At 73.5% G+C, this 15988-nt stretch carries 15 protein-coding genes; 5 read left to right on the top strand and 10 right to left on the bottom strand.

What is annotated here, in order from left to right; all coding sequences use genetic code 11:
- Positions 1-3 precede the first annotated feature (3 nt).
- On the bottom strand, positions 4-966 hold the full coding sequence (gene deoC / locus ACFYWQ_RS07285) for a deoxyribose-phosphate aldolase (RefSeq protein ID WP_389514384.1): 963 nt from the start codon (positions 964-966) through the stop codon (positions 4-6).
- Between the two features lie 119 nt (positions 967-1085).
- On the opposite strand from deoC, the gene ACFYWQ_RS07290 reads away from it, so the two are divergent.
- Entirely contained in the window at positions 1086-1808 is a 723-nt protein-coding gene (locus ACFYWQ_RS07290) for a PH domain-containing protein (protein WP_389513624.1), read from the top strand.
- A gap of 294 nt (positions 1809-2102) precedes the next feature.
- Here ACFYWQ_RS07290 and ACFYWQ_RS07295 read toward each other — a convergent pair whose 3' ends face one another.
- The 4 genes from ACFYWQ_RS07295 to ACFYWQ_RS07310 all read right to left on the bottom strand — a co-directional run bounded on the left by ACFYWQ_RS07295 (position 2103) and on the right by ACFYWQ_RS07310 (position 5518).
- The gene (locus tag ACFYWQ_RS07295; protein WP_389513626.1) at positions 2103-3746 is read right to left on the bottom strand and encodes a phospho-sugar mutase; all 1644 of its coding nucleotides are present in this window, start codon (positions 3744-3746) and stop codon (positions 2103-2105) included.
- 57 nt (positions 3747-3803) lie between these two features.
- The gene (locus tag ACFYWQ_RS07300) at positions 3804-4628 is read right to left on the bottom strand and encodes a purine-nucleoside phosphorylase (protein ID WP_389513628.1); all 825 of its coding nucleotides are present in this window, start codon (positions 4626-4628) and stop codon (positions 3804-3806) included.
- A gap of 123 nt (positions 4629-4751) precedes the next feature.
- Positions 4752-5030 carry a hypothetical protein gene (locus ACFYWQ_RS07305; protein ID WP_389513630.1) on the bottom strand — a complete coding sequence of 93 codons (279 nt, stop codon included), beginning with the start codon at positions 5028-5030 and terminating at the stop codon, positions 4752-4754.
- A gap of 50 nt (positions 5031-5080) precedes the next feature.
- The gene (locus ACFYWQ_RS07310) at positions 5081-5518 is read right to left on the bottom strand and encodes a gamma-glutamylcyclotransferase (RefSeq protein WP_389513633.1); all 438 of its coding nucleotides are present in this window, start codon (positions 5516-5518) and stop codon (positions 5081-5083) included.
- A 115-nt stretch (positions 5519-5633) separates the two neighbouring features.
- On the opposite strand from ACFYWQ_RS07310, the gene ACFYWQ_RS07315 reads away from it, so the two are divergent.
- Positions 5634-7082 carry an NAD(P)H-quinone dehydrogenase gene (locus tag ACFYWQ_RS07315; protein WP_389513635.1) on the top strand — a complete coding sequence of 483 codons (1449 nt, stop codon included), beginning with the start codon at positions 5634-5636 and terminating at the stop codon, positions 7080-7082.
- 178 nt (positions 7083-7260) lie between these two features.
- The gene (locus ACFYWQ_RS07320) at positions 7261-8226 is read left to right on the top strand and encodes a DeoR/GlpR family DNA-binding transcription regulator (protein ID WP_389513637.1); all 966 of its coding nucleotides are present in this window, start codon (positions 7261-7263) and stop codon (positions 8224-8226) included.
- A gap of 1166 nt (positions 8227-9392) precedes the next feature.
- On the opposite strand, the gene ACFYWQ_RS07325 is transcribed toward ACFYWQ_RS07320, so the two are convergent.
- Positions 9393-11165: an acetyl/propionyl/methylcrotonyl-CoA carboxylase subunit alpha gene (locus ACFYWQ_RS07325; protein WP_389513639.1), complete on the bottom strand. Its 1773-nt coding sequence runs from the start codon at positions 11163-11165 to the stop codon at positions 9393-9395.
- Between the two features lie 375 nt (positions 11166-11540).
- On the opposite strand from ACFYWQ_RS07325, the gene ACFYWQ_RS07330 reads away from it, so the two are divergent.
- On the top strand, positions 11541-12044 hold the full coding sequence (locus ACFYWQ_RS07330) for a hypothetical protein (protein WP_389513641.1): 504 nt from the start codon (positions 11541-11543) through the stop codon (positions 12042-12044).
- On the opposite strand, the gene ACFYWQ_RS07335 is transcribed toward ACFYWQ_RS07330, so the two are convergent.
- The 4 genes from ACFYWQ_RS07335 to ACFYWQ_RS07350 form a co-directional block, all read right to left on the bottom strand.
- On the bottom strand, positions 12016-12633 hold the full coding sequence (locus ACFYWQ_RS07335) for a Maf family protein (protein WP_389513643.1): 618 nt from the start codon (positions 12631-12633) through the stop codon (positions 12016-12018). The two genes, ACFYWQ_RS07330 and ACFYWQ_RS07335, sit on opposite strands and share 29 nt — an antisense overlap.
- A 95-nt stretch (positions 12634-12728) precedes the next feature.
- Positions 12729-12857: a morphogenic membrane protein MmpB gene (mmpB, locus tag ACFYWQ_RS07340; RefSeq protein WP_389513645.1), complete on the bottom strand. Its 129-nt coding sequence runs from the start codon at positions 12855-12857 to the stop codon at positions 12729-12731.
- Positions 12858-12958: 101 nt separating this feature from the next.
- Positions 12959-13165, bottom strand: coding sequence for an acyl-CoA carboxylase epsilon subunit (locus tag ACFYWQ_RS07345; protein WP_389513647.1), 207 nt, complete (start codon positions 13163-13165; stop codon positions 12959-12961).
- A 9-nt stretch (positions 13166-13174) separates the two neighbouring features.
- Positions 13175-14779 carry an acyl-CoA carboxylase subunit beta gene (locus tag ACFYWQ_RS07350; RefSeq protein ID WP_389513649.1) on the bottom strand — a complete coding sequence of 535 codons (1605 nt, stop codon included), beginning with the start codon at positions 14777-14779 and terminating at the stop codon, positions 13175-13177.
- A gap of 110 nt (positions 14780-14889) precedes the next feature.
- Here ACFYWQ_RS07350 and ACFYWQ_RS07355 point away from each other — a divergent pair, with 110 nt between their 5' ends.
- Complete coding sequence (locus tag ACFYWQ_RS07355) at positions 14890-15756, top strand: biotin--[acetyl-CoA-carboxylase] ligase (RefSeq protein WP_389513651.1); 867 nt, start codon at positions 14890-14892, stop codon at positions 15754-15756.
- Positions 15757-15988: the final 232 nt, after the last annotated feature.

Raw genomic sequence — 15988 nt, forward strand, 5'->3', positions numbered from 1 at the left:
TGATCAGTCCACCGTCACGTAGTCGGGGCCGGAGTAGCGGCCGGTGGCCAGCTTCTGACGCTGCATCAGCAGGTCGTTCAGGAGGGAGGAGGCGCCGAAGCGGAACCAGTGGTTGTCCAGCCAGTCCTCGCCCGCGGTCTCGTTGACCAGGACCAGGAACTTGACGGCGTCCTTGGAGGTGCGGATGCCGCCGGCGGGCTTCACGCCGACCTGGACGCCGGTCCGCGCGCGGAAGTCGCGGACGGCCTCCAGCATGAGCAGGGTGTTGGCGGGCGTGGCGTTGACGGCGACCTTGCCGGTGGACGTCTTGATGAAGTCCGCCCCGGCCAGCATGCCGAGCCAGCTCGCCCGGCGGATGTTGTCGTACGTCGACAGCTCGCCCGTCTCGAAGATGACCTTCAGCCGGGCGGACCCGCCGCAGGCCTCCCGTACGGCGACGATCTCGTCGTACACCTTCAGGTAGCGGCCCGCGAGGAAGGCGCCGCGGTCGATGACCATGTCGATCTCGTCGGCACCGGCGGCGACGGCGTCCCGCACGTCGGCCAGCTTGACGTCGAGGGCCGCGCGGCCCGCCGGGAAGGCGGTGGCCACGGAGGCGACCTTGACGCCGGAGCCCGCGACGGCCGCCTTGGCGGTGGCGACCATGTCGGGGTAGACGCAGACCGCGGCCGTCGAGGGCGTCGTCCGGTCGGTCGGGTCGGGGCGGACGGCCTTCGCGCCGAGCGCCCGGACCTTGCCCGGGGTGTCCGCGCCTTCCAGCGTCGTCAGGTCGACCATCGAGATGGCGAGGTCGATGGCGTACGCCTTCGCGGTCGTCTTGACGGAACGGGTACCGAGGGATGCGGCGCGCGCCTCCAGGCCGACCCCGTCGACGCCGGGCAGCCCGTGGAGGAAGCGGCGCAGCGTGCTGTCGGACGCGGTGACGTCCGTGAGGGCGTGAGCTGCGGTGGGTGCGTTGGTGGGCATGGTCACCAGACGAGCATATCTACGCGCGTAGCGGCTGTACACCCCGGAGGACGGCTCCGTGGGCGGCGAGGTGAGGGCGGGTCGGCCCGGCGCCGCGGGCGTGCGGCAGAATCGGGGCCATGACGAGCCCGGAAGACCAGTCACCAGCGCCGCAGCCCTCGGCCCCCGAGTCCAGGGACCGTGTCTACCGGTCGCCCGCGGGCATCGTCGGCGGGGCGCTGCTGCTCGCGGTCGTCGGCTGGCTCGGTGTCGACGCGATCGTCGCGGGGGAGGGCCGCACGCCGTGGCTGGCGCTCGCGGCGCTCATCCTGCTGGTGCCGCTGATCGTCGCGTTCACGCTGCGCCCGGCCGTGTACGCCAACGCGGACCGGCTGCGGGTGCGCAACCCGCTGCGGGTGATCGCGGTGCCCTGGGGGGAGGCCGAGTCGCTGCGGTCCGGGTACTCCAACGAGGTCGTCACCCGCTCCGGGCGGAAGTTCCAGCTGTGGGCGGTCCCCGTGTCGCTGCGGGCCCGGAAGAAGGCGGTCCAGCGGGAGGCGCGGGCCGCGGCGGAGCGGGAAGGCCGGGGCGGCCGCGCCGGCCGGGGGTCCGGGGGGCTCGGCGGTCTCGGTGGGCTCGGGGGCGGGCTGCCCTCGCGCGGCTCCGCGGCCGGCGCGGGTGTGCCGGAGGGGCCGGTGCGGGCCGAGAGCGACCAGATCATGTACGAGCTGCGGGAACTGCTGGAGGCGGGGGAGAAGGCGGAGAGCGCCCAGGGCGAGGTGACCGTGCGGTGGGCCTGGGAGATCGTGGGGCCCGCCGTCGCCGGGGCCGTGGTGCTGGGGATCCTGCTGGCCGTGGGGTGAGGCAAGGGCCTCGCTCTACGGGCGTTCGGGCGGCCGGCGGCGCCGTGTCCGGGGCGGCGCCCCACCCCATGGGCGGGTCGGTGTCCCGAACGCGGGTTCGTCTGCCGTGGTCGGGGCTCCTTCCGGACGTCCGGGGCGTCGCCCGTGCGGAAGGGGCCCGTCCAGGGTGGGACGCGCGGTCGCGAGCCGGGCGGCCGAGAAGCATGCGGCACACCAACTCCCCGTGAACCAGGACCGCCCGGCCACCTGCGGACCGGGCAGGCCCGCGGCACGCCGACCCCACGGCCGTACGGGTCAGATGCCGGCCGCCGCCGACAGGTCCCGCTTGACGGCCGCGAGCAGCTCGTCCGCCTCGGCGCGGGCCGCGGGGAGGCCGGCGTGCGTCGCGACCGGGACCACGACCTCCAGGTAGCACTTCAGCTTCGGCTCGGTGCCGCTGGGCCGGACGATCACCCGGGCGCCGTCGAGCGTGTAGCGCAGGCCGTCCGTGGGAGGGAGTCCGCCGGTGCCCCGCGTGAGGTCCTCGACGCGGGTGACGGGCAGCCCCGCCAGGGCGGACGGCGGCCGCTCGCGCAGGCGCCGCATCGCGTCCGTGATCACCGACAGGTCGTCCACCCGCACCGCGAGCTGGTCGGTGGCGTGCAGACCGTGCTCGACGGCGAGGTCGTCGAGGAGGTCGAGCAGGGTGCGGCCGCCCTCCTTCAGGACGGAGGCCAGCTCGGTGACGAGCAGGGCGGCCGTGATGCCGTCCTTGTCGCGCACGCCCTCGGGGTCCACGCAGTAGCCGAGCGCCTCCTCGTAGCCGTAGCGCAGGCCGTCGACGCGGGCGATCCACTTGAAGCCGGTGAGGGTCTCCTCGTACGGCAGCCCGGCCTTCCCGGCGATCCGGCCCAGCAGGGACGAGGAGACGATCGACTCGGCGAACGTGCCCCGGGCGCCCCGGTCCACCAGGTGCGCGGCGAGCAGGGCGCCCACCTCGTCGCCCCGGAGCATGCGCCAGCCGCCGCCGTCCTCGACGGCCACGGCGCAGCGGTCGGCGTCCGGGTCGTTGGCGACGACGAGGTCGGGCCGGGTCTCCGCGGCCTTCGCGAAGGCCAGGTCCATCGCCCCGGGCTCCTCCGGGTTGGGGAAGGCGACCGTCGGGAAGTCCGGGTCGGGCTCGGCCTGCTCGGCGACGAGGGCGGGCGCGGGGAACCCGGCCCGCGCGAAGGCGGCGAGCAGGACGTCCTTGCCGACGCCGTGCATCGCCGTGTACACCGTCCGCGCGGTGCGGGGGGAGCCGGGGGCGAGGACGGCGTCCGTGCGGGCCAGGTAGGCGTCGAGGACGGTGTCGTCGAGGGTCTCCCAGCCGGAGTCCGGGCGGGGGACGTCGGCCAGCGCGCGGACGGCGGCGATCTCGGCCGCGATCTCCGCGTCGGCGGGCGGGACGATCTGCGAGCCGTCGCCCAGGTACACCTTGTAGCCGTTGTCCTGGGGCGGGTTGTGGCTGGCGGTGACCTCGACGCCGGCGACCGCGCCCAGGTGCCGTACGGCGAAGGCGAGGACGGGGGTGGGCAGCGGGCGGGGCAGGACGGCCGCGCGCAGGCCCGCGCCCGTCATCACGGCGGCGGTGTCCCGGGCGAACTCGGCGGACTTGTGGCGGGCGTCGTAGCCGATGACGACGAGGCCGTCGCCCCGGCCCTTCGCCACGAGGTACGCGGCGAGGCCCGCGGCGGCGCGGATGACGACGGCCCGGTTCATGCGCGTCGGACCGGCGCCGAGCGCGCCGCGCAGACCGGCGGTGCCGAACTGGAGGGTGCCGCCGAACCGGGCGGCGAGCTCGGCGCGGTCGCCCGCGGCGAGGAGCGCGGCGAGTTCCTCGCGGGTGTCCGGGTCGGGGTCCTCGGCGAGCCAGGCGTGGGCGCGAGCGGTCAGATCGTCGTCGTGCACGGGGGTCAACCTCTCAGAGTGTGCGTGCGGTGCGGGTGCCGGGCGTCTCCCCGCCCCCGCCGCCCCTTACAGCCGGTCCAGCACCTGCGCCAGCAGGGACCCCATCCGGGCCGCGCTGTCGCGGCCGGCCTGGAGGACCTCCTCGTGGTTGAGGGGCTCGCCCGTCATCCCGGCCGCCAGGTTCGTCACCAGGGAGATGCCCAGGACCTCCGCGCCCGCCTCGCGCGCGGCGATCGCCTCCAGGACGGTCGACATGCCCACCAGGTCCGCCCCGATGACCCGCGCCATGCGGATCTCGGCCGGCGTCTCGTAGTGCGGGCCGGGGAACTGGGCGTAGACGCCCTCCTCCAGCGTGGCGTCGATCTCCTTGCACAGCGCCCGCAGCCGCGGCGAGTACAGGTCGGTGAGGTCGACGAAGTTCGCGCCGACGATCGGGGAGGCCGCCGTGAGGTTGATGTGGTCGCTGATCAGGACCGGCTGTCCGGGACGCATGCCCTCGCGCAGACCGCCGCAGCCGTTGGTCAGCACGATCGTCTTGCTGCCGGCCGCGACCGCCGTACGGACGCCGTGCGCGACGGCGGCCACGCCACGGCCCTCGTAGTAGTGCGTCCGGCCCAGGAAGACCAGCGCGCGCTTTTCACCGATGCGGTACGAGCGGATCCGGCCGCCGTGTCCCTCGACCACCGGCGGCGGGAAGCCGGGCAGCTCGGTCACGTGGAACTCGGCCTCGGGCGCGCCCAGGGCGTCGACGGCCGGTGCCCAGCCGGAGCCCATCACGAGGGCGACCTCGTGGGTCTCGGCGCCGGTGAGTTCGCGCAGGCGCGTGGCGGCCGCGTCGGCGGCGCCGTGGGGGTCGCCCTGGATGTCGTCCGGGAGAAGAGATGCGTTCACGCGGACGAGCGTAGCCGGTCCGGGCCTACGCGCGTAGATGACGGAGCCCACGGGACGGCGATCGTTGTCTTGTCGTTTCCTACGGTGTCGTAGCCGAGGGCAGGACGGACGAGGACGAGGGCCTCACTCGTCCGTGATGAGGACGTCCTTGTCGTTGAAGACCTCGACGATGAAGACGAGCAGCCTGCCGCGGCTGACCGTGTACTCCACGAGGATGTTCTGCGTGAGCCGGATCGTGCGGTCGTCGCCGGTGGAGCTTATGGGCCGGGACACCGAGAGGAAGGGATCGCGGGACAGGAGGGCGATGCCCTTGTCGAACGCGGCGCGCTGCCGGTCGTCGAGCCGGTCACGGGCCTCGGCGGCCTGCACCGTGTAGTAGACGTCATACGTGGTGGGGGCCATGCGATCTCCCGTTGATGCGTCGATCCCCCAAGCTTATGGGGCCGCGGTCATCAGCACGGCCGCTTGCGCAGCTCCATCACGTAATCGTGTGGTGCTCCCGCGGACTCGGCGGCGTCGGCGACCTCGCCCAGGTAGCGGGCGGACGGCAGACCGCCCTCGTAGCCGTTCAGGACGTACGTCCAGCCGCGCTCCTCGCCGTCCAGGGTGTGGACCCGGACCCGGAGCCGGCGGTAGATGCCGAGGCCCACGCCCTCCCACCGGTCCAGCGGCTCCTCGTCCATGGGGGCGAGGTCGTACAGCGCGACGAAGACCTGCGCGGTGGGGTCCTCCACGATCGTCGCCAGGGCGCCCTCCCAGCCCAGCTGCTCCCCGCCGAAGGTCAGCCGCCAGCCGTTCAGCCAGCCGGTCGCGCGCAGCGGCGAGTGCGGGGCGCGGCGGGTCATCAGCCGCGCGTCGAGGTTGCCGGCGTACGCGGCGTAGAGCGACATGCGACGAGGGTACGGCAGCCCCGGCACGTCCCTCCCGTCGTCCACCGCCCCCGCGGCACCGGCCGTACCGCCGCCCGGCCCCCCGGCGACGTACGACGCCGGGGCGTGCGGGACAATGGAGTACGTGACTCGGATCGTGATCATCGGTGGCGGACCCGGCGGCTACGAAGCGGCGCTGGTGGCCGCTCAGCTCGGCGCGGAGGTGACCGTCGTCGACGCCGACGGTCTGGGCGGGGCGTCGGTGCTGACCGACTGCGTACCGTCGAAGACTCTCATCGCCACGGCCGAGGTGATGACCACCTTCGACTCCTCCTACGAGGAGCTGGGGATCATCGTCGCCGACGACACCCCGCCGCTGGAGCAGTCGGCCCGGGTCGTCGGCGTGGACCTCGACAAGGTCAACCGGCGGGTGAAGCGGCTCGCGCTCGCGCAGTCGCACGACATCACCGCCTCCGTCACGCGCGCGGGCGCCCGCGTCCTGCGCGCACGCGGCCGACTGGAGGGCATGCAGGCCCTCGACGGTTCCCGCAAGGTCGTGGCGCGGGCGGCCGACGGCAGCGAGGAGACCCTCGTCGCGGACGCCGTGCTCATCGCCACCGGCGGTCACCCCCGGGAGCTGCCCGACGCCCAGCCCGACGGCGAGCGCATCCTCAACTGGACCCAGGTCTACGACCTCCGTGAGCTGCCCGAGGAGCTCATCGTGGTCGGCTCGGGCGTGACGGGCGCCGAGTTCGCCGGCGCGTACCAGGCGCTCGGCTCCAAGGTCACCCTCGTCTCCTCCCGGGACCGCGTGCTGCCGGGCGAGGACCCCGACGCCGCCGCCGTCCTCGAGGACGTCTTCCGGCGCCGCGGCATGAACGTCATGGCCCGCTCCCGCGCCCAGTCCGCCAAGCGGGTCGGGGACGGCGTCGAGGTGACCCTCGCCGACGGGCGGGTCATCACCGGCTCGCACTGTCTGATGGCCGTCGGCGCCATCCCCAACAGCGAGGGCCTCGGACTGGAGGAGGCGGGCGTCAAGGTCCGCGACTCCGGGCACATCTGGACCGACAAGGTCTCCCGCACCACGGCTCCGGGCGTCTACGCCGCCGGTGACGTGACCGGCGTGTTCGCGCTCGCCTCCGTCGCCGCCATGCAGGGGCGCATCGCCATGTACCACTTCCTCGGCGACGCGGTGGCCCCGCTGAACCTCAAGACCGTCTCCTCCAACGTCTTCACCGACCCCGAGATCGCCACCGTCGGCTACACGCAGGCCGACGTCGACGCGGGCAAGATCGACGCGAAGGTCGTCAAGCTGCCGCTGCTGCGCAATCCGCGCGCCAAGATGCAGGGCATCCGCGACGGATTCGTCAAGATCTTCTGCCGGCCGGGCACGGGGATCGTCGTCGGCGGCGTCGTCGTCGCGCCGCGCGCCTCGGAACTCATCCACCCCATCTCGATCGCCGTCGACAACAATCTGACGGTCGAACAGATCGCGAACGCCTTCACCGTGTATCCGTCCCTTTCGGGCTCGATCGCCGAGGTGGCACGGCAGTTGCACACGAGGAAGACGGGCGGGGACGTCTAGGGCGTGACCTGCGGCCGGATTCGATTCCCCGCCGGTGACGGGGAGTTGTGGACCGTGCGGGTGGCATAGGCATCAGAACTAAACCCCTATACCACCTCCCACCCTGCTGTGCGAACAACTTCTATTATTCGGCGCAAAGAGCTGAAAGCAGACGGTCGTCCGCGTTACTGTCAGTTTCGTGTTCGCTGCAGAACGTCGCCAATTGATCCTCGAAATGGTGCGAGCGAACGGAGCCGTGTCGCTCCGTGAGCTCGCCCGCGTCGTCCAGACCTCCGAAGTGACCGTACGGCGGGACGTGCGCGCACTGGAGGCAGAAGGACTCCTCGACCGCCGGCACGGCGGTGCGGTACTGCCGGGCGGTTTCACGCGGGAGTCCGGCTTTCCGCAGAAGTCCCATCTCGCGACCGCCGAGAAGACCGCCATCGCCGACCTCGCCGCCAACTTCGTCGAAGAGGGCGAGGCCATCGTGGTCGGGGCGGGGACCACCACCCAGGAGCTGGCCCGCCGGCTCGCCCGGGTGCCCGGACTCACCGTGGTCACCAACTCCCTCCTGGTCGCCCAGGCGCTGGCCCACGCCAACCGGGTGGAGGTCGTGATGACCGGCGGCACGCTCAGGGGGTCCAACTACGCCCTCGTCGGCAGCGGAGCCGAACAGTCCCTCCAGGGGCTCAGGGTCTCCCGGGCCTTCCTCTCCGGCAGCGGCCTCACCGCCGAACGCGGGCTCTCCACGTCCAACATGCTGTCGGCCTCGGTCGACCGGGCCCTCGTCCAGGCGGCCGCCGAGGTCGTCGTCCTCGCCGACCACACCAAGCTGGGCACCGACACGATGTTCCAGACGGTCCCCACCGACGTCATCACCCGCCTGGTCACGGACGAGCCGCCCGCCCACGACGACCGCGCCCAGACCGAGTTGCAGGCCCTGGCGGACCAGGGAGTGCAGATCTCGGTGGCCGGGGCGTCGGGAAACCCGGGGGGTGACGCGGTCCCGGCGCGTCGCCAGCAGCAGCGCCGGGACGTCCCCCTGCCCGCGCCCCGCCGCGGCCAGGTCCCCGGCGCCTCGTCGGGCCTCCGCGCCACCACGGTCCTGGGCGAACAGCCCCCTGGCGCGGAACGGGCCAGGGTGGCCGACCTGCGCCGCCGGTGAGACGACGGCCCCGGCCGGCGTGTCCGCCGTGACGGGTCCGGTCGATCCGGGCGAGTCGCTCGGTGTGGCGGGTTCGGCTGATCGGGGCCGAGTCGCTCCCTGTGACGGGTCCGGCTGATCCGGCCGAGCCGCCGTTGCGACGGGACGGCTGATCCGGTCGGTCCGGTCGACGTGACCACTGGTCGGCCGTGGCACGCCCCGCCTCGCGACGGGTCCAGCGGACGGCGCATCGTCCACGGGCGCACGGCGACGGACGCCGAGGGGTGTGGGCGGCCGAGTGCCCGCCGGCCCACGCACCACCCGCGGCCACCGGCACACCGCGCACCTGCACGCCTCCTGGCGCCCGCGAAGCCACTCCGGCCCGTGCACCTGCCGCCGCCCGCGCGAGGGGGCGGAGGCCGCCGCCGGTCGCCCCGGAAGCCGTACGTCTCGCGTCGGCCCGGCGCCCGGTGCGGCCATCGTGTGTTGTCGGGGCAGTGCCCCGGGACAGAGGCCGCCGCCGCGGGCCTCCGGGCCGTACGCCCTGCGGAAAGCCGCTCGCCCTGCGAAAGCCACTCGCCCTCGCGGGGGCAGACGCGAAGCCGCTCCCTGCCGACGCGAAGCCGCTCCCTGCCGCACGTCGCCCGGTGACGGGGCCGAGGCGCGGGATGCGTCCGTCAGCGGATGCCGGTGCTTCGGGGTTTCGGGTCGTCGGACGCGTCCGTCAGTCGACAGGGCCGGGCGGTGCGCCGCGCGCGCCGGCCCGAGTGCGGGACCTGCGCCGAGTGCAGGGCTTCCGCCGGGTGCGGGGCCTGCGCCGGGTGTGGGGCTTCCGCCGGGTGTGGGGCCTGCACCGTGGCGTGGGGCCTCCGCCGGAGTGCAAGCCCCCCGGCGGAGTCTCCGGCGTGTGAGCTCCCGGCGGAGTCTCCGGCGTGTGAGCTCCCGGCGGAGTCTCCGGCGTGTGAGCCCCCGGCGGGGCCTCCGGAGTGCGAGCTCCCGGCGGGGCCTCCGGAGCGCGAGCTCCCGGCGGGGCCTCCGGCGTGCGAGCCCTCGGAGGGGTCTCCGGCGTGCGAGCCCCCCGGCGGAGCCTCCGGGCCGCGAGCCCCCTGCCCGCGGCCCGGAAAGCAAGGCGCCCGGCGGGCCGCAAGGTGCGGGCCGCCGGGCGTCTGGACGCCGGGTGAGGGGGGTCAGTCCTTGATCTCGCAGATGGCCGCGCCCGACGTGATCGACGCGCCGACCTCGGCCGACAGGCCCTTCACGGTGCCGGAGCGGTGCGCGTTCAGCGGCTGCTCCATCTTCATCGCCTCCAGGACGACGATCAGGTCGCCCTCCTGGACCTCCTGGCCCTCCTCGACGGCGACCTTGACGATCGTGCCCTGCATCGGGGAGGCGAGGGTGTCGCCGGAGGCGACGGGGCCGGACTTCTTCGCCGCTCGGCGCTTCGGCTTGGCGCCGGCCGCGAGGCCCGTGCGGGCCAGGGACATGCCGAGCGAGGACGGGAGGGAGACCTCCAAGCGCTTGCCGCCGACCTCGACGACGATCGTCTCGCGGTCCGTGTCCTCCTCGGCCTCGGCGTCGGCTGGGGCGGCGAAGGGCTTGATCTCGTTGACGAAGCCGGTCTCGATCCAGCGGGTGTGGACCGTGAACGGGTCGGTGGAGCCGGTCAGCTCGGGAGCGAACGCCGGGTCCCGCACCACCGCGCGGTGGAACGGGATCGCCGTGGCCATGCCCTCGACCTGGAACTCCTCCAGGGCGCGGGAGGCCCGCTCCAGGGCCTCCTTGCGGGTGCGGCCGGTGACGATCAGCTTGGCCAGCAGCGAGTCCCAGGCCGGGCCGATGACCGAGCCGGACTCCACGCCCGCGTCCAGCCGCACACCGGGACCGGTCGGCGGGTCGAACGCGGTGACCGTGCCGGGGGCGGGCAGGAAGTTGCGGCCCGGGTCCTCGCCGTTGATGCGGAACTCGAACGAGTGACCGCGCAGCACCGGGTCGCCGTAGCCGAGCTCCTCGCCGTCGGCGATGCGGAACATCTCCCGGACGAGGTCGATGCCGGCGACCTCCTCGGTGACCGGGTGCTCGACCTGGAGACGGGTGTTGACCTCCAGGAAGGAGATCGTGCCGTCGTTGCCGACGAGGAACTCCACCGTGCCGGCGCCGACGTAGCCGGCCTCCTTCAGGATGGCCTTCGAGGAGGAGTACAGCTCGGCGATCTGCGCCTCGGACAGGAACGGCGCGGGCGCCTCCTCGACCAGCTTCTGGTGGCGGCGCTGGAGGGAGCAGTCACGGGTGGAGACGACCACCACGTTGCCGTGGGTGTCGGCGAGGCACTGCGTCTCGACGTGGCGCGGCTGGTCGAGGTAGCGCTCGACGAAGCACTCGCCCCGGCCGAAGGCGGCGACGGCCTCACGGACGGCGGAGTCGTACAGCTCGGGGACCTCGTCGAGGGTGCGGGCCACCTTCAGACCGCGGCCGCCGCCACCGAAGGCGGCCTTGATCGCGATCGGGAGCCCGTGCTCCTTGGCGAAGGCGACGACCTCCTCGGCGCCGGACACCGGGTCGGGCGTACCGGCGACCAGGGGCGCGCCCGCGCGCTGGGCGATGTGACGGGCCGCCACCTTGTCGCCGAGGTCGCGGATGGCCTGCGGGGGCGGGCCGATCCAGATCAGGTCCGCGTCCAGGACCGCCTGGGCGAAGTCGGCGTTCTCGGAGAGGAAGCCGTACCCGGGGTGGATGGCGTCCGCGCCGGACTCGCGCGCGGCGTTCAGCACCTTGCCGATGTCGAGGTAGCTGGTCGCCGGAGTGTCACCGCCCAGGGCGAACGCCTCATCCGCGGCGCGGACATGCAGAGCGTCCCGGTCCGGCTCCGCGTAGACGGCAACGCTCGCGATACCGGCATCCCGGCAGGCCCGGGCCACACGGACTGCGATTTCGCCACGGTTGGCGATGAGCACCTTGCGCACGATTGAGGCTCCCTCCTTGAAACAAGCCGAGTTTAGGGACTGCCGACACGGCTCTTCGACCCGTCCCCTCAGGTGAGCTTGCCCACACGGAGCGTGATACCAGGCTCACTCGACCGTGAAATCCCTTGCAGTACCGCCGTACGCAGCACTCCTTTCGGAAACCCTAGCCCTCTACTGTGGCCAAGGTCTCTGTGAGGGCGTGCTGCGGCCCACTCTGTTTCTTTGTCGAGTCCCTACGAATGGCCCAACGATTCTTTGCGGGCCGCCGGACCCTTGTCCCGCCGTTTACCCGTTAGTAGCGTTCGCGATGTCTCGAACGTACTAGGGGTAACCACAGTCCCTCCGAGGGCTGGGACGAGAGTGGGTGGGGAACCGGTGGTGCGCAGACCCGTGGCGGCGGTCGTGGCGCTCGTGCTCTTCGGGGAGGCGCTCGGCGTGGCGGCGCTGAACTGGTTCCTCGGGATGGTCGTGGACCGGCAGGACATGTCCCTGGCGGGTCTGGACCCGGACAGGATGTCGGCCTCGGCGAAGGCCGGCGGAATCGTCTTCGGCCTCTACTTCGCCCTGTGCGGACTGGTCGCGCTGCTGGTGGCGGTGCGCGACCGGCAGCCCGCCGGGTTCGGCCGCGTCCTGCTGATCAGCGCCGCGGTGGTGCACGGGCTGCTGGGCGCGTTCGTGTGGGGGCTGGTGGGCCCGTCGGCGTTCGCGTTCATGATGGCCGTGCTGGCGCTCATCGTGCTGCTGCTGATGACGTACGACCGTCCGGTGGACGCGGGCGGGGACCCGGGCGCCCCGGAGCCGCGCGACGGCGGCCCCCAAGGCGCGCCCCAGGGCGACACGCCCGCTCCGGTCACTCCGCCGGCGCCCACAACTCCGTGATGCCGACCCCCAGCTCGGCCAGCAGGCGCCGCAGGAGGGGCAGGCTGATGCCGATGACGTTGCCGTGGTCGCCGTCGATGCCGTCGACGAACGGGGCCGACCGGCCGTCCAGGGTGAACGCCCCGGCGACGTGCAGCGGCTCGCCCGAGGCGACGTACGAGGCGATCTCCTCGTCCGTGGGCTCACCGAAGCGGACCACGGTGGAGGCGACGCCGGAGACGTACCGGCCGGTGGCGGTGTCGTAGACGCAGTGCCCGGTCTGGAGCGTGCCCGCCCGCCCGCGCATGGCCTTCCAGCGGGCGGTGGCCTCCTCGGCGTCCGCGGGCTTGCCCAGGGCCTGGCCGTCCAGGTCGAGGACCGAGTCGCAGCCGATCACCAGAGCGCCCTTGACCTCGGGCTTCGCGGCCACGACGGAGGCCTTCGCCTCGGCGAGGGCGAGCGCCAGCTCGGCGGGCGTGGGAGCGGTGACCGCGTCCTCGTCGACCCCGCTCACGATCACCTCGGGGTCGAGCCCGGCCTGCCGCAACAGGCCCAGCCGGGCGGGGGACTGGGAGGCGAGCACGAGTCGGCGGCGCGGCTGATCAGTCATGCGGCCAGCGTATCGGCGCGCCGCGGGGCCTTCACACCCGTCCCGCGGCACCCGCGACGCCCCCCGGGCCGGCCGGTCCCCGCGCGGCCGGCCGGTCACCGCACGCCGATCACGATCATCGCGAGCACCATGGCGAGCGCCATGAGGAGTCCGAGCCGCCGCAGCATCGCCTGCATGTCGCGCAGTTCCTCGGGCGGCTCGTTCTCGGGATCGGACCACAGCATGGTCCCCAGCGTGCGGCGAAGCCGTGGCCGGCGCCTGAGTACGCGTACTCAACTTGCCGCCGCGCCCCACGGCCCGTGCCCCGCCGCCCGCGTGTCCGGGCCTAGCCGGGCCAGTACGTCCGCGCCCAGGTGGCCGGTCCCGGCTGGGGCAGGCGGTGGGCGGCGATGCGGGACGGGTCCGACCAGGAGTCGCGGGAGCCCTGCGCGCCGGACGGCGTGGCGGCCGCCGCCGCGGCGCGGGCCCGGACCACCGCCAGAGCGGCGGCCAGCTCCTCCGGGGTCGGGTTGCCCCGTACGACCTTGATCACAGCGGCTCCTTACAGGGGGATGTTGCCGTGCTTCTTCGGAGGGAGGGATTCCCGCTTGGTCCGCAGTTGACGCAGCCCGCGCACGATGTGCCGGCGGGTGTCCGACGGCATGACCACCGCGTCCACGTAGCCGCGCTCGGCCGCGACGTAGGGGTTGAGGAGGGTGTCCTCGTACTCCTGGATGAGCCGGGCCCGGACGGCCTCGACATCCTCACCGCCCGCCTCGGCCTCCGCGAGGGTGCGGCGGTGCAGGATGTTGACCGCGCCCTGGGCGCCCATCACCGCGATCTGCGCGGTGGGCCAGGCCAGGTTGAGGTCGGCGCCCAGGTGCTTGGAGCCCATCACGTCGTACGCCCCGCCGAAGGCCTTGCGGGTGATGACCGTGATCAGGGGGACGGTGGCCTCGGCGTAGGCGTAGATCAGTTTCGCGCCGCGGCGGATGATGCCGTCGTGCTCCTGGTCGACGCCGGGCAGGAAGCCCGGCACGTCGACGAAGGTGATCACCGGGAGGTTGAAGGCGTCGCAGGTGCGCACGAAGCGCGCCGCCTTCTCGGAGGCCTTGATGTCCAGGCAGCCCGCGAACTGCATCGGCTGGTTGGCGACGATGCCCACCGGGCGGCCCTCGACGCGGCCGAAGCCGGTGAGGATGTTCGGCGCGTACAGCGGCTGCGTCTCGAAGAACTCGGCGTCGTCCAAGACGTGCTCGATCACCGTGTGCATGTCGTACGGCTGGTTCGCGCTGTCCGGGACGAGCGTGTCCAGCTCCAGGTCCTCGCCGGTGACGGTGAGGTCCGCCTCCTCCGGGAACGACGGGGCCTCGGAGAGGTTGTTCGACGGCAGGTACGACAGCAGCTGCTTGACGTACTCGACGGCGTCCTTCTCGTCGCCGGCCATGTGGTGGGCCACGCCCGAGGTGGCGTTGTGGGTGCGGGCGCCGCCCAGCTCCTCGAAGCCGACGTCCTCGCCGGTGACCGTCTTGATGACGTCGGGGCCGGTGATGAACATGTGCGAGGTCTGGTCGACCATCACCGTGAAGTCGGTGATCGCCGGCGAGTAGACCGCGCCGCCCGCGCACGGGCCGACGACCAGGCTGATCTGCGGGATCACCCCGGAGGCGTGGGTGTTGCGGCGGAAGATCTCGCCGTACGCGCCGAGCGAGGCCACGCCCTCCTGGATGCGGGCGCCGCCGGAGTCGTTGATGCCGATGACCGGACAGCCGGTCTTCAGCGCGAAGTCCATGACCTTGACGATCTTCTGCCCGTAGACCTCGCCCAGCGCCCCGCCGAAGACGGTGAAGTCCTGGGAGAACACGGCGACCGGGCGGCCGTCGACGGTCCCGTAGCCCGTCACGACGCCGTCCCCGTAGGGGCGGTTGGCCTCCAGGCCGAAGTGGGTCGAGCGGTGGCGGGCGAACTCGTCCAGCTCGACGAAGGAGTCCTCGTCGAGGAGGAGTTCGACGCGCTCACGGGCCGTCAGCTTGCCCTTGGCGTGCTGCTTCTCCACGGCACGTGCGGAGCCGGCGTGCGTCGCCTCCTCGACGCGGCGCCGGAGATCCGTGAGCTTCCCCGCGGTCGTGTGGATGTCGATCTCTTGACGCTCTTCCGGCTCGGACATCGGGATACGGCTCCCTGCCTGCTCAAAAGGGGGGACGGTTACTCATCCGTAGCGTAGTGGCGGCCCTACTGGTCGGCAGTGCGGTGTTTACCACACCTAGGGTGGCTTGCATGACGCCGCGAGATGCCTCAGACGACCCCCACAGCCGCTGGTCCGACCTGGACCGGCCTCCGCTCAACGCCGCGGCGCTACGGCGCGGGCTCGTCCGGGAGGGCGGACTGTGGACGGGGCTGGACGTCGTGGCGCGGACCGGGTCCACCAACTCCGACCTGGTGGCGCTGGCGACCGCCGGGAAGGCCGCCGAGGGGGCGGTCCTGGTCGCCGAGGAGCAGAGCGCCGGACGGGGGCGCCTGGACCGGCGGTGGACGGCACCGGCCCGCTCCGGGCTGTTCTTCTCCGTCCTGCTCGAACCGAGCGGGATCCCGGTGGCCCGCTGGGGCTGGCTGCCGCTGCTCACCGGCGTGGCGGTGGCGACCGGCCTCGCTCGCGCGGCGGGCGTGGACACGGCACTCAAGTGGCCGAACGACCTGCTGGTGACCGTGGGCGGCGAGGAGCGCAAGGCCGGCGGCATCCTCGCCGAGCGGGCCGGGGAGGACGGCGTCGTCGTCGGCGTCGGCATCAACGTCACCCTGCGCGCCGCCGAGCTCCCGGTGCCGCAGGCGGGGTCGCTGGCGCTGGCCGGGGCGGTGAGCACCGACCGGGATCCGCTGCTGCGGGCCGTGCTGCGGTCGCTGGAGGAGTGGTACGGGCGCTGGCGCGCGGCCGACGGCGACCCGGCCGACAGCGGACTCCAGGAGGTGTACACGGCGGGGTGCGCGACCCTGGGCCGCTCGGTGCGCGCCGAGCTGCCGGGCGGGCGCTCCCTGGTGGGCGAGGCGGTCGCCGTCGACGGCGACGGCAGGCTCGTGATCGCCACGGAGGACGGGGTGCAGGAGCCGGTGGGGGCGGGGGACGTGGTGCATCTGCGTCCGGCGTGAACGCCGGTGCGGGTCCTGGCGGGCCCCGGCCCTGGCGGGCGCCGGTGGTGGCGGGTCCTGGTCCTGGCGGGCCCCGGTGGTGGCGGGTCCTGGTCCTGGCGGGCCCCGGTGGTGGCGGGTCCTGGTCCTGGCGGGCCCCGGTGGTGGCGGGCCCCGGCCCCGGCGGGCCCCGGCCCCGGCGGGCCCCGGCCCCGGCGGGCCCCGGCCCCGGTGGACCCCGGTGGACCCCGGT

The sequence above is a fragment of the Streptomyces sp. NPDC003247 genome (assembly GCF_042888135.1).
In the GTDB taxonomy this organism is placed as follows: Bacteria; Actinomycetota; Actinomycetes; order Streptomycetales; family Streptomycetaceae; genus Streptomyces.

Excerpts from the sequence above, each read along its gene's own strand:
- ACFYWQ_RS07305 (WP_389513630.1), bottom strand. The coding sequence starts at position 5,030 with ATGGCCCCCACCACGTATGACGTCTACTACACGGTGCAGGCCGCCGAG.
- ACFYWQ_RS07310 (WP_389513633.1), bottom strand. The coding sequence starts at position 5,518 with ATGTCGCTCTACGCCGCGTACGCCGGCAACCTCGACGCGCGGCTGATG.
- deoC (WP_389514384.1), bottom strand. The coding sequence starts at position 966 with ATGCCCACCAACGCACCCACCGCAGCTCACGCCCTCACGGACGTCACC.
- mmpB (WP_389513645.1), bottom strand. The coding sequence starts at position 12,857 with ATGCTGTGGTCCGATCCCGAGAACGAGCCGCCCGAGGAACTGCGCGAC.
- ACFYWQ_RS07335 (WP_389513643.1), bottom strand. The coding sequence starts at position 12,633 with ATGACTGATCAGCCGCGCCGCCGACTCGTGCTCGCCTCCCAGTCCCCC.
- ACFYWQ_RS07290 (WP_389513624.1), top strand. The coding sequence starts at position 1,086 with ATGACGAGCCCGGAAGACCAGTCACCAGCGCCGCAGCCCTCGGCCCCC.
- ACFYWQ_RS07315 (WP_389513635.1), top strand. The coding sequence starts at position 5,634 with ATGGAGTACGTGACTCGGATCGTGATCATCGGTGGCGGACCCGGCGGC.
- ACFYWQ_RS07350 (WP_389513649.1), bottom strand. The coding sequence starts at position 14,779 with ATGTCCGAGCCGGAAGAGCGTCAAGAGATCGACATCCACACGACCGCG.
- ACFYWQ_RS07355 (WP_389513651.1), top strand. The coding sequence starts at position 14,890 with ATGACGCCGCGAGATGCCTCAGACGACCCCCACAGCCGCTGGTCCGAC.